At 72.5% G+C, this 13,407-nt stretch carries 14 protein-coding genes; 7 read left to right on the top strand and 7 right to left on the bottom strand.

What is annotated here, in order from left to right; all coding sequences use genetic code 11:
- The first annotated feature begins 10 nt into the window (after nucleotides 1–10).
- Complete coding sequence (locus ACH34Q_RS02880) at nucleotides 11–1,630, top strand: phytoene desaturase family protein (protein ID WP_395981124.1); 1,620 nt, start codon at nucleotides 11–13, stop codon at nucleotides 1,628–1,630.
- Here ACH34Q_RS02880 and ACH34Q_RS02875 read toward each other — a convergent pair.
- Nucleotides 1,584–2,234, bottom strand: a complete 651-nt coding sequence (locus tag ACH34Q_RS02875) for an HAD family hydrolase (protein ID WP_395981123.1) — start codon at nucleotides 2,232–2,234, stop codon at nucleotides 1,584–1,586. The genes ACH34Q_RS02880 and ACH34Q_RS02875 overlap by 47 nt on opposite strands.
- A 136-nt stretch (nucleotides 2,235–2,370) precedes the next feature.
- On the opposite strand from ACH34Q_RS02875, the gene ACH34Q_RS02870 reads away from it, so the two are divergent.
- Nucleotides 2,371–3,105 carry a DeoR/GlpR family DNA-binding transcription regulator gene (locus ACH34Q_RS02870; protein WP_395981122.1) on the top strand — a complete coding sequence of 245 codons (735 nt, stop codon included), beginning with the start codon at nucleotides 2,371–2,373 and terminating at the stop codon, nucleotides 3,103–3,105.
- A gap of 6 nt (nucleotides 3,106–3,111) precedes the next feature.
- On the opposite strand, the gene ACH34Q_RS02865 is transcribed toward ACH34Q_RS02870, so the two are convergent.
- Nucleotides 3,112–3,528 (bottom strand): hypothetical protein, encoded by a 417-nt coding sequence (locus ACH34Q_RS02865; protein ID WP_395981121.1) that lies wholly within the window; start codon nucleotides 3,526–3,528, stop codon nucleotides 3,112–3,114.
- Between the two features lie 188 nt (nucleotides 3,529–3,716).
- Here ACH34Q_RS02865 and ACH34Q_RS02860 point away from each other — a divergent pair, with 188 nt between their 5' ends.
- Together ACH34Q_RS02860 and ACH34Q_RS02855 are read left to right on the top strand one after the other, a co-directional pair.
- On the top strand, nucleotides 3,717–3,902 hold the full coding sequence (locus tag ACH34Q_RS02860; RefSeq protein ID WP_395981120.1) for a hypothetical protein: 186 nt from the start codon (nucleotides 3,717–3,719) through the stop codon (nucleotides 3,900–3,902).
- Complete coding sequence (locus ACH34Q_RS02855; protein WP_395981119.1) at nucleotides 3,899–5,188, top strand: erythromycin esterase family protein; 1,290 nt, start codon at nucleotides 3,899–3,901, stop codon at nucleotides 5,186–5,188. Before ACH34Q_RS02860 ends, ACH34Q_RS02855 begins: the two co-directional genes overlap by 4 nt.
- 43 nt (nucleotides 5,189–5,231) lie before the next feature.
- On the opposite strand, the gene ACH34Q_RS02850 is transcribed toward ACH34Q_RS02855, so the two are convergent.
- Entirely contained in the window at nucleotides 5,232–6,320 is a 1,089-nt protein-coding gene (locus ACH34Q_RS02850; protein ID WP_395981118.1) for an AI-2E family transporter, read from the bottom strand.
- A gap of 127 nt (nucleotides 6,321–6,447) precedes the next feature.
- Here ACH34Q_RS02850 and ACH34Q_RS02845 point away from each other — a divergent pair, with 127 nt between their 5' ends.
- Nucleotides 6,448–7,158, top strand: a complete 711-nt coding sequence (locus ACH34Q_RS02845; RefSeq protein ID WP_395981117.1) for a VWA domain-containing protein — start codon at nucleotides 6,448–6,450, stop codon at nucleotides 7,156–7,158.
- A 24-nt stretch (nucleotides 7,159–7,182) separates the two neighbouring features.
- On the opposite strand, the gene add is transcribed toward ACH34Q_RS02845, so the two are convergent.
- The 3 genes from add to ACH34Q_RS02830 all read right to left on the bottom strand — a co-directional run bounded on the left by add (nucleotide 7,183) and on the right by ACH34Q_RS02830 (nucleotide 11,370).
- A complete protein-coding gene (gene add / locus ACH34Q_RS02840) occupies nucleotides 7,183–8,187 on the bottom strand; it encodes an adenosine deaminase (protein WP_395981116.1) in 1,005 nt (334 codons plus the stop codon).
- A gap of 80 nt (nucleotides 8,188–8,267) precedes the next feature.
- Entirely contained in the window at nucleotides 8,268–9,569 is a 1,302-nt protein-coding gene (locus ACH34Q_RS02835; RefSeq protein ID WP_395981115.1) for an MFS transporter, read from the bottom strand.
- A 4-nt stretch (nucleotides 9,570–9,573) separates the two neighbouring features.
- On the bottom strand, nucleotides 9,574–11,370 hold the full coding sequence (locus tag ACH34Q_RS02830) for an FAD-dependent oxidoreductase (protein WP_395981114.1): 1,797 nt from the start codon (nucleotides 11,368–11,370) through the stop codon (nucleotides 9,574–9,576).
- Nucleotides 11,371–11,446: 76 nt separating this feature from the next.
- On the opposite strand from ACH34Q_RS02830, the gene ACH34Q_RS02825 reads away from it, so the two are divergent.
- Nucleotides 11,447–11,812: an ArsR/SmtB family transcription factor gene (locus ACH34Q_RS02825; protein WP_395981113.1), complete on the top strand. Its 366-nt coding sequence runs from the start codon at nucleotides 11,447–11,449 to the stop codon at nucleotides 11,810–11,812.
- Nucleotides 11,813–11,819: 7 nt separating this feature from the next.
- Here the strand turns inward: ACH34Q_RS02825 and ACH34Q_RS02820 are convergent, their stop codons facing one another.
- A complete protein-coding gene (locus ACH34Q_RS02820) occupies nucleotides 11,820–12,911 on the bottom strand; it encodes a flavin-containing monooxygenase (RefSeq protein ID WP_395981112.1) in 1,092 nt (363 codons plus the stop codon).
- 118 nt (nucleotides 12,912–13,029) lie between these two features.
- On the opposite strand from ACH34Q_RS02820, the gene ACH34Q_RS02815 reads away from it, so the two are divergent.
- Nucleotides 13,030–13,395: an ArsR/SmtB family transcription factor gene (locus tag ACH34Q_RS02815; RefSeq protein WP_395981111.1), complete on the top strand. Its 366-nt coding sequence runs from the start codon at nucleotides 13,030–13,032 to the stop codon at nucleotides 13,393–13,395.
- Nucleotides 13,396–13,407: the final 12 nt, after the last annotated feature.

The raw sequence follows: 13,407 nt of genomic DNA, 5'->3' as shown, positions 1-13,407 counted from the left end.
GCGGTGTTACATGAGCGACGCCGTGGTGATCGGCAGCGGGCCGAACGGGCTGGTCGCGGCCAACATGCTGGCCGACGCGGGCTGGGCGGTGGACGTCCTGGAGGCCCAGCCGGAGCCGGGTGGCGGCGTGCGCAGCGATCGCGGGGTGCATCCCGACTTCGTCAGTGACGTGTGCAGCGCGTTCTATCCCCTCGGCGTGGGCTCGCCCGTGATGCGCGCGCTGGACCTCGAACGCCACGGGCTGCGCTGGCGGCATGCCCCCGCCGTCATGGCGCACCCCTTCCCGGACGGCCGCTGCGCCGTCCTGGAACGCGATGTCGAACGTACCGCCGAAGGGCTGGAACGGCTCGGCCCCGGCGACGGGGAGGCATGGACGCGGCTCTACCGGCGCTGGGAGGACCTGGGCGACGACCTCGCCGGGGTGCTCTTCGGTCCTTTCCCGCCGGTCCGCGCGGGTGCCTCGCTGGCCGCCAAGGTACGGGCCGCGGGCGGACTGCGCCTGCTCCGCATGCTGCTCCTCCCCGTACGGCGCCTCGGTGAGGAGGAGTTCACCGGGCCCGGCGGGCCGCTGCTGCTGGGCGGCTCGGCGCTGCACGCCGACCTGTTCCCCGAATCGACGGGCAGCGCGATGTTCGGATGGCTGCTGACGATGGTCGGCCAGCAGTACGGCTGGCCGGTGCCCGAAGGCGGCGCGGGCGAGCTGACCGGGGCGCTGGTCCGCAGGCTGGAGGCCAGGGGAGGCCGCGTCCACTGCGGCACCCCGGTGACGTCGGTGATCGTCCATGGGGGCCGGGCACTGGGCGTCCGGACCGCCTCCGGCGAGTCGATCCGGGCGGCCAAAGCGGTCCTGGCCGACGTGTCGGCGCCCGCGCTGTACGGGGGGCTCGTGGGCTGGGAGCATCTGCCGTCCGCGCTGCGTGCCGACATGCGCCGCTTCACCTGGGATCTGGCCACGTTCAAGGTGGACTGGGCCCTGTCCGGGCCGATTCCGTGGTCGTCTCCGGACGCGGCACGGGCGGGCACCGTCCACCTGGCCTCCGGGATGAACGCGCTGACGGACTACAGCGCCCAGATCGCCACCGGAAAGGTCCCGGCCGACCCGTTCCTCCTGCTGGGGCAGATGACCACGGCCGACCCGGCGCGGTCCCCCTCCGGTACGGAATCGGTCTGGGCCTACACCCACGTGCCCCAGAAGATCACCGGTGACGCCGGGCCGGACGGCATCACCGGCTCCTGGGACGCGCGCGACCAGAACGCCATGGCCGACCGCCTGGAGACGGTCATCGAACGCTACGCGCCCGGCTTCCGGGAGCGCGTGATCGACCGGCGCATCCTCGCGCCCCCCATGTTCCAGCGGCACAACGCCAACCTCGTCAACGGCGCTCTCAACGGCGGGACCAGCGGCCCCCACCAGCAATTGATCTTCCGCCCCGTCCCGGGCGCGGGCCGTCCGGAGACCCCGGTACCCGGCCTCTACCTGGCCTCCGCGTCGGCGCATCCCGGCGGCGGGGTGCACGGTGCCTGCGGCGCCAACGCCGCCCGCGCCGCACTCCGCGGCGACGGCCCGCTGGGACGGCACGTGGTCAGACCGGCGATGTCCGCGCTGCAGCGCCTCCTGGCCGGCGAGTAGGCGCGCGGCGCAGGGCCCCGGCGAGGTCGGCGCGCAACTCCGGGACGCCGGTGAACAGCAGCGACCGGATGCCCATCGCCCGCGCCGCCCGTACGTTCTCGTCGCGATCGTCGACGAACAGCACGTCATCGGGGGCCGCGCCGAGCCGGTCGGTCAGCCGCCGGAAGATCTCCGGATCGGGCTTGGCCAGCCGCAGGTCGGCGCTGTAGAGGCGGTGCCGGAACAGCGGCGCCCAGGGCAGCCCGTCCACCATGCGGGCGAGTTCGACCGGCGCGTTCGACAGCAGCGCCAGCGGCGTGCCGCCGCCGGCCAACTCCGTCAGCAGCCCCACGGTCTCCTCGTTGATGTGCGCCCATGTACGGAGGTCGAGCGTCGCCAGCACCTCGATCAGGCCGGCGTCGGCGCGCGTGCCCAGTTCCCCGCACACCGTCCGCCAGAAGCCGGCGGCGGTCACCGCGCCCAGGTCGTACGGCAGCCGGTGCGCCCAGTACACCGGCCAGAACGCTTCGGGCTCGACGCCCGCCGTCTGCGGCAGCAGGGCACCGGCATGGTCGGGAGGGGAGTGGCTGATGACGCCCGCGTAGTCGAACACGATCCAAGTCATGTTGACTTTCTAACACGGATCATGTTCGATCCACCATATGGATGGTTCGAAAGCGCCGGGCTTGAAAGCGCAGGGTTCGAAAGCGCAGGGTTCGAAAGCGGAGGGTTCGAAAGCGGAGGGTTCGAAGCGGGTTGATGTGCTCATCGAGCGGTTGCGGACCGCGGAGCACGTCACCGTGACCGAGCTGGCCGAGGAGACCGGCGCGTCCGAGATGACCATCCGGCGCGATCTCGACCAGCTCGCCGAACGGGGCGTGCTGCGGCGGGTCCGGGGCGGCGCGGTGAGCCTGCTGCTGCGCGGCGAGGCGATGCCGTTCGCCGTCCGCGAGCACGAGGCGGTCGAGACCAAGGAGCGGATCGCCGCAGAGGTGAACGGCCTGCTGGCCGACGGGGAGGCCGTGATCCTCGACGGCGGGACCAGCACGCTCACCCTCGCCCGCGCGATCGTCCGGCGGCGGCTCACCGTCGTCCCGCTGGACCTGCACGCCGCGAATGCGCTCAGCGGTGCCCCCGGGATCCGGCTGCTCGTCCCCGGCGGGCGCACCACGCCCGGCGCCCTGGCGTTCACCGGACCGCTGACCGAGGCGTCGCTGGCCTCGCTGCGCGTCGACACCGCCGTCCTCGGCGTCTGCGGCCTGTCGGCCGAGCACGGCCTCACCGCGCACGACCTGGACGAGGTCCCGGTCAAGCGGGCCGCGATCGCGTCCGCGCGGCGGGTCATCGCCGTGTGCGACGGGGCCAAGTTCGGCCGGACCGGGCTCGGCCTGGTCTGCCCCGCCGGAACGCTCGACATGGTGATCACCGACGGGTCGGCCCCGGATGCGGCCGTGGCGCGCATCCGGGACACCGGCGTGGAGGTACGGCGGGTCTGAACAGGCTCAGCGGATCCGGCGCAGCGCGACGTACTGCACCCCTGCGAAGCCCGCGACGACAAGGGCCTGCATGACCGTCCAGACGATTCCGATGGAGTCGAGGGACAGCCAGCCCGCGATCAGCGTGACGATGCTGAGCACCGTCCACAGCACGTTCGCCTCCACCACCGCGAGCGCGGCGAGGCGGTGCGGCCGGGCGGGCATGGAGATCAGCCAGACGGCTACGGCGTACACGAGGAGGAACGCGCCGATCGCGCGGCCGGCCCCGGCGTTCAGCCCGAGCAGGTCCTCCAGCGGGCCGGCGAGGGCGAGGTAGGCGAGGCCGTTGGCCCCCGTCACGACCGCGTCAAGGCGCAGTGACAGGCGGAGCAGGCGAAGTCCGTCGGCGAACAGTCCACTGGTGACCAAGCGAGTCGTTGTCATGGCCATGACGCTAGGGCGGCTGCGGTCATCATGGCGATTACCTGGGACGTAGCCGCCGGGGGTCACCCCGCCGCGCGGCGGCGGCTCAACCGACGGCAAAGGATGCCGTACGGGTGCATCGGCGGCCAAATGGGGGGAAGGCGCCCAGGAAGGATGGAGAGCGCACGCGCCTGAGGGGGGTGGGGTGGATGCCGCGTCCGGGCAGCCACAAGTACGACATCAAGCGAACGAAGGAACGCAAGCGCCTCGAGGACGAGGGGATCGCGTCCGACTCCGCCGCCGGCGAGCGCGCGAACCAGGAGCTCCAGCGCGAGGAGAACCAACGGCCCAGGCGTACCGGCGAGCGCGCCGAGGGCCCGAAGGGAGAGCGGTGAGCCAGGCCGATGACGTGCGGGAATCCGCCCTCCCGCTGGAGTACGGCACCGACCTCGACCCGCTCATGGACCGGATCGGCGATGCCCGCTGCGTCCTGCTCGGCGAGGCCAGCCACGGCACTCACGAGTACTACGCCTGGCGGGCGGCGCTGACCCGGAGGCTCATCGCCGAGCGCGGGTTCTCGTTCGTCGCGGTCGAGGGCGACTGGCCCGACTGCTGGGCGGTGAACCAGAGCGTGACCGGGGCCGAAGGCGCACCGGCCGACCCCAGGACGGTCCTGGACGGCTACCGCCGCTGGCCGACCTGGATGTGGGCCAACCAGGAGACGGTGAACTTCAGCCGCTGGCTGCGCGACCACAACACGGGCCGAGGCTCCGGGCAGGAGTCGGGGGCCAGGGCCGGCTTCTACGGCCTGGACGTCTACAGCCTGTGGGAGTCGCTGCGCGCGATCATCACGCATCTGGCCGACCACCGGCCCGAGTACGTGGACAAGGCGCTGGCCGCCTACCGCTGCTTCGAGCCGTACGGCGAGGATCCGCAGTCCTACGCCTTCAGCAGGCTGGTCCCCGAGGGCTGCGCGGACGAGGTGCTGGCCCTGCTCACCCGGCTGCGCCGGCCCGTGGGCGCCGATCCGTCCGGGGACCTGAACGCCCGGCAGAACGCCGAGGTGGCCGCGGGCGCCGAACGCTACTACCGCGCCATGATCGGCGGTGGTCCGGACGCGTGGAACGTCCGCGACACGCACATGGCCGACACCCTGGACCGCCTGCTGGAGTTCCACGGCCCCGGCGCGCGCGCCGTCGTCTGGGCCCACAACACGCACATCGGCGACGCGCGGGCCACCGACATGGCCTCCGCGGGCATGGTCAACCTGGGCCAACTCGCCCGGGACCGGTACGGCCGCGACCAGGTCGTCGCCGTGGGCTTCGCGGGCGGCAGCGGCGAAGTGATCGCCGCGCCGCGCTGGGGCGCGCCGATGGAGACCATGCACGTACCGGGGCCGCGCCAGGACTCCCTCGAAGCGCTGCTGGCGGACTCGGGCGTGGAGCACGGCCTGTTCATCTTCTCCGACCGGCCGGACACCCCCTGGTTCAACGCCACCCGTGGCCATCGCGCCATCGGCGTCGTGTACGACCCGTTCCGTGATCGCCGCAACTACGTGCCCACCAGGCTCGCCGAACGCTACGACGCGCTGTGCTGGTTCCGCCGGACGTCCGCCCTCGAACCACTGCACGCCGAAGCCGCCCAGAGGGACGAGCTGGAGACCCTGCCGTCCGGCGTCTGACCTTCTCCTCAGTCGGTAGCCGGCCGGTCAGCCGGGAGGGGCGTCAGTCGGGGGCCGGTGCCGTCGTGGGGACGTTCGTCGCGGGGGTGTCGGCGCGCATGTCCTGGAGTACCCGCGCCACGCGGTAGCAGACGGCCGTGACGGGGACGGCGACGATGGCGCCGGCGATGCCCGCCAGGAGCGTGCCGGCCGTGACGGCGATCAGGATGACGGCCGGATGCAGGTGCAGCGCCCGGCCCATGATCAGTGGTTGCAGCAGGTTGCCCTCCGCCTGCTGGACGAGGATCACCGCGCCCAGCACCAGCAGCGCGTCGGTGAGCCCGTTGCTCACGAACGCGATGAGCACGGCGGCCGCGCCCGCCACCGTCGCGCCGACGATCGGGATGAACGCGGCGATGAACGTCAGCAGCGCGAGCGGCAGCGCCAGCGGCACGCCGATCACCAGCAGGGCCACCCCGATGCCGATCGCGTCCACGGACGCGACCAGGACCGTCCCGCGGATGTAGGCGACCAGCGCGTCCCAGCCCGCTCGGGCCGCCGTGTCGATGCGGTGGCGGTTGCGTTCCGGGGCGAGGTGCAGCGCCCAGCGCCACATGGAGGCGCCGTCCTTGAGCACGAAGAACAGCAGCACCAGGGCGATCACGATGGACGCCAGGCTCTGGGTGGCGGCGGTGGCACCGGCGGCGGGGTCGGGTGCCGCGTTGACGGCCGCCTTCCGCAGGCCGTCGCCGACCGAGTCCAGTTGCTGGGCGGTGATCGGGAACGGCCCGTTCAGCAGCAGGTCGCGGACCTTGTCCAGGCCCTGGTCCAGCCCCTGGTGCAGCCGTGGCCACTGCTGGACGGTCTGGTTGCCGATCAGCGCGATCGGCAGCGAGACGATCGCCAGCAGCGTGAACAGCCCGGCCAGCGCGGCCAGCCAGGGCGGGAACCGCACCGCGCGCAGCCGCCGCGAGACCGGCTCGATCAGCGCCGCCATCAGCAGCGTCGCCACCAGCGCCAGGGTGAGCGGGGCCAGATGGACCAGCAGCCACAGCACCAGCCCGGCCGCCAGCGTCAGCACCAGCAGGCAGGCGGCGGTCAGCGCCGCCCGGCGCAGCCCGGGCGGCGGCCCCACGCGGTCGCCGGCTGTCATCGCAAGCGCGTTACCCGAGGCCGGGACGCATAAACTAGGGCCCGGATCCGGTGATCGCCCGAAAAACGGTGATCGCCCGGAAATCGATGATCGCCTGAAACCGATGATCGTAGGAAAGAGGCGCCCGATGCCCGTCAGCTTGGACGAGGTGCAGTCCGTGGCCCCCGATCTCGTCGATCTGTTCACGTCGGCGCGGGTGAGTCTCGAAAAGAGCGGGCTGAGCGGCGAGCGCGCCGCGGTCTATCTGGTGCTCGACCGTTCCGGCTCGATGCGCCGCTATTACAAGGACGGCACCGTTCAGCATCTGGGCGAGCAGGTGCTCGCACTGTCGGCGAACCTGGACGACGACGGGATCGTCCCGGTGGTCTTCTTCGACCTGGTGGCGCATCCCGCCGTCGAGATGGGGCTCAACGACTACCAGGGACGGATCGGCGTCGAGCACGATCGCCTGGGGTTCATGGGGACCACCAATTACGCCGCCGCGATGCAGGCGGTCATCGACCATTACCTGGCGTCGGCCCCCGCGGCCCCGGCCTTCGTCGTCTTCCAGACCGACGGGTCACCGGATTCGCGGCGGGCCGCGGAGAAGATCCTGTGCGGTGCCTCGACCCTTCCGATCTTCTGGCAGTTCGTCGGCTTCGGGACCGACGAGTTCAAATTCCTGCGCAAACTCGACGAACTGCCCGTTCCGAAAAAGCGCGCCGTCGACAACGCCGGCTTCTTCGAGGCCGGTCCGGAACCGCTGTCCATCGCCGACGGAGACCTTTACCGAAAACTGATGGCGGAATTCCCGGCGTGGCTCGGCGCCGCCCGCGCGGCGGGGATCGTCACTCCGTAGGGGTGGAGACGGGAGCCGCAGGCGTCAGCGCTCGCGTGCGTAGGCGTCCAGTTCGGCGAAGTAGGTGTGCTTGACCGAGCGGGGGAGCCAGGCGATCTCGAAGGCGTTGCGTTCCAGCCGTACGAGGTCGTCCTGGGGCAGGTCCAGTTCGCGGTGGACGAGTTCGAGGTTCTCGGCCACGTAGGCCCGGAAGTAGGCCGGGTCGTCGGAGTTGATGGTGACCCGCAGGTCCAGGTCGAGCATCCGCCGGATCGCCTCGGCCTTGGAGCCGTCGGTGACGAAGCCGTTGGAGACCGGGCAGACGGTGAGGCCGAGGCCGCGGCGCTTGATCTCCTCGACGAGGGCGGGGTCGTCCAGCGCGTTGACGCCGTGGTCGATCCGGTCGACGCCGATCACCTCGAGGCACTGGCGGATGTGCTCGGTGGAGTTCTCCTGGTCCACGTCGCAGTGCATGGTCAGCAGGTAGCCCTCCTGCCGGGCCCGGGCGAAGACCTTCGCGAACTTGACCGGCGGGTTGCCGCGCTCGTCGGAGTCCAGCCCCACACCGACGATCCACTCGCGGTACGGCAGCGACTCCAGCAGCGTGGCCATGGCGTACTCGGCGGAGAAGTCCCGCAGGAAGCACATGATGAGCTGGGCCCGTATCCCGTTCAGCCGCTCGGCGTCGAGGATCGCCCGGCGCAGGCCGCGGATGACCACGTCGAACGGCACGCCGCGCGAGGTGTGCGCCTGCGGGTCGAAGAAGATCTCGGCGTACCGCACGTTCTGGGCGGCGGCCTTGGTCAGGTACGCCGAGGCGAGGTCGTAGAAGTCGGGCTCGGTCCGCAGGACGTCCATGCTGCCGTAGTAGCCGACCAGGAACGTGCTCAGGCTGTCGAAGGTGAACGCCGCGCGCGCCTCCTCGACGGTCGCGTGGGGGAGCGCGATCCCGTTGCGCCTCGCCAGGTCGAACTTGAGCTCCGGCTCCAGGGTCCCCTCGATGTGCAGGTGCAGTTCGCACTTGGGCAGCCCCGCGATGAAATCGTTCACCGAACCTCCGTCGTCCCTGGTCAAGGCCTCGACGATAGCGAACGGGGCGCGGCGGCGCCGAACAGGGTCCGGCGAATGGATCATGGTGCGCGGCCCGCGCCCTGCCGGGGCATGTCCCGTGGCTCCGCCGACGCGGCGGGGGACGGCGTGCTGCCGGCGGCCAGCGCGGCGGCGAGTACGGCGACCGCGGTGAGGACGCTGAACAGGGCGGGATAGCCGCCGAGGCCGGTGGCGATCGCGGCACCGGCCCAGGGGGCGATGGCGCCGGCGATGGTGACGGGTGCGGCCAGGATGCCCGAGAGGGTGCCGTACGAGGCGGCGCCCCAGCGGTCGGTGACGGCGGTGGCCTGCAGGAGGGTGGCGATGCCTCGGGTGGTGCCGGCCAGGACCGCGACGGCGACGAGCAGGGCGACCGGTCCGGTCAGGACGGTCAGCGCGGAGGTGCTGACGGCCGACAGGGCCAGGATCCAGACCGTACGGGAGCGGACGCTGGTGTGCCGGACGAGCGTGCCGTACCCGAGGCGTCCGGCCACCTGGCCGACTCCGCCAAGGCCGAGGGCCCAGGCGGCGGTGGTGGCGCCGGCGCCGCGGGCGGTGAGCAGCGGGATGAGGTTGATCATCACGGCGTACATCGCGAAGGCCGACAGCGTGAGCGCGGCGGCCAGCAGCACGAACGGGCGGCCGGTGACGATGGCCCGCACTCCGGCATGCGGCCGCGCCGCCTCGTGCCGTACGCCCGCGGCGCGGGCATGGGACGCGGGCCAGGGGCGGCGGAGCGCGACGGCGTGCAGCGGGATGGTGACGGCGGCCAGGATCGCGGCCAGGACGAGGTAGACGCCGCGCCAGCTCAGGTGCGAGGCCAGGGCGTCGGTCAGGGGAGCGAAGACGGTGCTGGCCAGGCCCGCGACCAGGGTCAAGGTCGTGAGGGCGCGGACGTGGTGCGGGGCGTGGTAGCGGGTGAGGGCGGCGAAGGCGGGCTGGTAGAGCACGGCGGTCATGGCGGCGCCGGCCAGCATCCAGGCGGCGGTGAACCACCACAGGTTCGGTGCGGCCGCGAGCCCGACGACAGCCAGGACGGCGACGATGGAGCCGGTGGTCATGATGGCGTGCGGTCCGCGCCGGTCCAGCAGTCGGCCGAGCGGGATGCCGCCGAGGGCGGCCAGGACGAGCGCGGCGGAGAACGCGGCCGTCGTGGTGGCGGTGGACCAGCCGGTGTCGGCGGTGATGGCGGGGGACAGGACCGGGAAGGCGTAGTAGAGCACGCCCCAGCTGGTGATCTCCGTGACGCACAGCGCGATCAGGACCGTACGCAGGCCGGGACCGGCGTCGGTACCGGCGGGCGCTCCGCCCGCCGGTACCCGTGCGTCGTCGTCGTGGTCCACCGGGTCAGGCGTCTCCGCGCGCGGTGTCGCCGGAGTAGCCGTGCTCGTGGCCGGTCACGAACCCCAGCCGCACGCCGCTTCCGGCGCTCGCGCCGACCGTCACCGGGTCGCCGAGCGAGATCGGCTCCGGGGCGCTGGAGTCGCAGCAGGCCGAGCCGTCCTCCTCGGCGACGACGGGCGCCGACTCCGGCACGGGCTCCTGCACGGCCTCTTGGGCGGGCCCGGTGGAGCAGGAGCTGCCGCAGCCGGCCTCCTCCACCGCCTCATCCTGGGCGGACCGGTCGGTGGAGCACACGCCGGTCTCGGGCAGGTCGAGTTCGACGCTGTCGGCGGCGGCGCGGTCACCGGCCAGGGCCGCGACGATGGAGCGGATCTGCTCGTACCCGGTGGCCATCAGGAACGTGGGCGCGCGGCCGTAGCTCTTCATCCCGGCGATGTAGAAGCCGGTCTCGGGATGGGCCAGCTCGCGCTCGCCGTGCGGCGGTACGGTCCCGCAGCTGTGGAAGTTGGGGTCGATCATCGGGGCCAGCTTGACCGGGGACTCGGTGCCCGGGTCGAGCTCGACCCGGACCTCGCGCAGCATGTCCAGGTCGGGACGGAAGCCGGTGGCCGCGACGACGGTGTCGACGGCCAGGGTCCGCTCGCCGCCGGAGGCCGTGCCGGTCACCTGGACGGGGCCGTCACCGGGAGCCGCCAAGCCCGTGGTGGAGAGGCCCGTGGTGGAGAGGCCCGTGATGGTGAAGCCGGGGATCAGCTCGATCGCGCCGGACTCCACGGCTCGCTGGAGGCGTGAGCCGAGGGCGCCGCGTGCGGGCAGCCCGTCGGCGTCGCCGCCCCCGTAGAGGCGGGCGGGCGAGGCGCCCCGTACGGCCCACGTGATCCGGGTGCCGGGCGCGGACTCGGCGAGGTCGGCGAGGGCGAGCAGGGTGTTGGCGGCCGAGTGGCCCATGCCGGCGACCAGGGTGTGCTTGCCGGCGAAGCGGGCGCGGTCGCGTCCGGTCACGTCGGGCAGCGGCCCGGTGATGGACGCGGCGGCCTGGTCCTCGCCGGGGGCGGGCAGGCCCGAGTGCCCCAGCGGGTTGGTGCGGCCCCAGGTGCCCGAGGCGTCGATCACCGCGCGGGCCCGCAGGTCGCGGACCCGGCCGGCGGCATCGCGGGTACGGACCAGCAGCGGGTGCTCGTCGCGCCCGATGGTGCGGGTGGCGTCGATGCCCTCGCGGGTCACGGCGATGACGCGGGTGCCGGTACGGATCCGTCCGGCCAGCTCCGGGACCCCGGCCAGCGGGGTGAGGTAGTCGCGGACCAGTTCGGCGCCGGTGGGCAGGGCGTCGGCGGGCGGGGCGGTCCAGCCGGCGGCGTCCAGCAGGCGGCGGGCGGCGGCGTCGGTGTTGAAGCGCCAGGGTGAGAACAGGCGGACGTGGCCCCACTCGGCCACCGAGGCACCGGCCCGCTCGCCGGCCTCCAGGACCAGGAACGGCAGGCCGCGCTCGGACAGGTGCGCGGCGGCGGCCAGCCCGATCGGCCCCGCGCCGATCACCACGACGGGCGGCTCGCCGTCGTCGGCCTCCCCGGCCTCGGCCGTGGCCTCGTCGGTGGACTTGTCGGTGGCCAGGCAGCCGCAGCCGGCGTCTGTCTTGGCCTGGACGACCGTGGTGCCGGCGTCCATGGCCTGCTCATCGGGCGTACAGCAGGCGTTGACCCCGCAGCAGCCGCCGGCGGACTGGCCCGCTGTGTCGGTGCCCGTGGTGTGGGGGCCCGTGGTGCGGGTGCCGGTGGTGTGGGGTCCGGTGGTGTCGCTCATGACTCCTCCTTGCTTTGAAGGCTATCTAATCAGGCGCCAGCTTGCCTCTTGGATAGATAAATGTCAAATTAGATGCATGCCTAAGTTGAAAGAGCTTGAGATCGTCGGTTCCGATGTCTGCTGTGCCCCCTTGAGTGGTCCGCTGCTGTCCGAGGGCGAGGCGGTCGACCTGGCGAAGGTGTTCAAGGCGCTGTCGGATCCGGTCCGGCTGCGGCTGCTGAACCTGATCGCCTCCACCGAGGGCGGTGAGGCCTGCGTGTGCGATCTGACCGGGCCGTTCGAGCTGACCGCGCCGACCATTTCCCACCACCTGAAGGTGCTGCGCCAAGCGGGGCTGATCGAGGGGGAGCGGCGGGGGACCTGGGTGTACTACCGGGTGGTCCCCGAGGCGCTCATTCGCCTGGCGGGCCTGTTCGCACTGCCGTCCCTCACCTCCGCCTGAAGCGCTCCTACCTGCGGGTTCGTGCGGCGACGCCACGGTCGCCCGCCCGCTTGCGCAGCGCGGTCAGGACGTGCCGCGCGTCGGCGCCGACGCCGCGCAACGTCGCCGAGGCGAACGAGCGCTGCCATTCCAGCCCGACGAACCCCAGGCCCGGATGGGCGAGCGAGACACCGCCACGGTGGCGGGGCCGGCCCTGGGCGTCCAGGGCCTCATCGAGACCGGCCAGATACTCCACGCCGGGACGGTAGCCGGTGGCCAGCAGCACCACGTCCGCGTTCTCGCGCGTGCCGTCGGCCCAGACCACGTCCGTGCCGTCCAAGCGGCTGAACATCGCGCGGCGGTCGGGATTGCCGGTGGCGATCATGGCCCGGTAGGTGCCGGTGTCCATGACCGGAGTGCCCTTTCCGCCGGTCAGCAGCGGCCTGGCCCAGCCGGCGGTGTCCAGGCCGGTGCGCTGGAACCAGAGGTGAACGTCGCGGCCCAGGACGCGCTGCGGCATGAACCGCAGCGGGTGCCGGGTGGCCAGGGTGACCCGGGCGGTGGCGGCGAGCTCGATCGCGATCTGCACCGCGGAGTTGCCGCCGCCGACGATCACGACCCGCCGGCCGGCGAACGGCTCGGGCCGCCGGTAGTCGGCCGAGTGCAGGACCGTACCGCTGAACGAGCCCAGCCCCGGCAGGTCGGGCCGGTGCGGGCGGCTGAACTCCCCGGTCGCCGCGATCACCAGCGGCGCCTCGAGGATCTCCCCATCGGCCGTGGTGACCTCGTGGCCGCCGTTCCCGGTCGTGGTGACCCGTTCGACGCGGTGGCCCGTACGGATGTCGGCGTCCAGCGCGGCGGCGTAGTCGTCGAGATAGGCCACGACCTCGTCGCGGGAGGGGTAGCCGTCGGGGTCGCCGGGGAAGGGGCGTCCGGGCAGGGCGCTGCGGCGGGCCGGGGAGAACAGGGTGAGGCTGTCGTAGTAGTGCGGCCACGACCCGGCGAGGCTGCTCGCGGCCTCCAGCACCACGGGGTTCCAGCCCATGGCCCGGGCGGTGTGAGCGGTGGCGAGGCCGGCCTGGCCACCGCCGATGATCAGAACGTCGCTTCGGAGTGCCATGGAGGCAATGTATCGTAGTTTCGTGAAATGACGATATGACGGTGCATGGCAGGATGGGAACCGGTCGAGCCAGGAAGACGTCGAGCCAGCAAAGACGCCAGCCAGGGGAGGGGAGCGGGTGACCGACACAGGGACCGGCGCCGTTCAGGACGAGGCGGTGGGCTCCGGTACGGCCGGCTGTGCGGGAGTCGTCCAGCCGAGCGACAAGCTGCGCGACTTCCTCAAAGGGCTGGCCAGCGAGCAGCGCCAGCAGATGCTGGAGCTCTTCGCGGGCGGGGTCGAGCTGACCGTCGGCGCCGTGGCCGAACGGCTCGGCATCGCCCAGTCGACCGCCTCCCAGCAACTGGCCCTGCTGCGGCGCGGCGGCCTGCTCGCCTCCCGCAAGGACGGCAAGCAGGTCCACTACCGCGTCGACACCCCGGCGGTGGAGAAGTCGCTGACCGAGTTGCAGGCCTACCTGCGCACCTGCTGCCCGCCCGCCTGACCGGCTGTCGCC

This window comes from Actinomadura sp. 9N407, from assembly GCF_044326315.1.
Classification (GTDB): domain Bacteria; phylum Actinomycetota; class Actinomycetes; order Streptosporangiales; family Streptosporangiaceae; genus Spirillospora.
Note: the sequence above shows the minus strand (reverse complement) of the source record. Positions and strands in the feature narration are given on the sequence as shown.

Bases quoted from the DNA above. Each gene is read 5' to 3' on its own strand.
- ACH34Q_RS02880 (WP_395981124.1), top strand. From the start codon at position 11: ATGAGCGACGCCGTGGTGATCGGCAGCGGGCCGAACGGGCTGGTCGCG.
- ACH34Q_RS02875 (WP_395981123.1), bottom strand. From the start codon at position 2,234: ATGACTTGGATCGTGTTCGACTACGCGGGCGTCATCAGCCACTCCCCT.
- ACH34Q_RS02865 (WP_395981121.1), bottom strand. From the start codon at position 3,528: ATGACAACGACTCGCTTGGTCACCAGTGGACTGTTCGCCGACGGACTT.
- ACH34Q_RS02860 (WP_395981120.1), top strand. From the start codon at position 3,717: ATGCCGCGTCCGGGCAGCCACAAGTACGACATCAAGCGAACGAAGGAA.
- ACH34Q_RS02850 (WP_395981118.1), bottom strand. From the start codon at position 6,320: ATGACAGCCGGCGACCGCGTGGGGCCGCCGCCCGGGCTGCGCCGGGCG.
- ACH34Q_RS02845 (WP_395981117.1), top strand. From the start codon at position 6,448: ATGCCCGTCAGCTTGGACGAGGTGCAGTCCGTGGCCCCCGATCTCGTC.
- ACH34Q_RS02830 (WP_395981114.1), bottom strand. From the start codon at position 11,370: ATGAGCGACACCACCGGACCCCACACCACCGGCACCCGCACCACGGGC.
- ACH34Q_RS02825 (WP_395981113.1), top strand. From the start codon at position 11,447: ATGCCTAAGTTGAAAGAGCTTGAGATCGTCGGTTCCGATGTCTGCTGT.
- ACH34Q_RS02820 (WP_395981112.1), bottom strand. From the start codon at position 12,911: ATGGCACTCCGAAGCGACGTTCTGATCATCGGCGGTGGCCAGGCCGGC.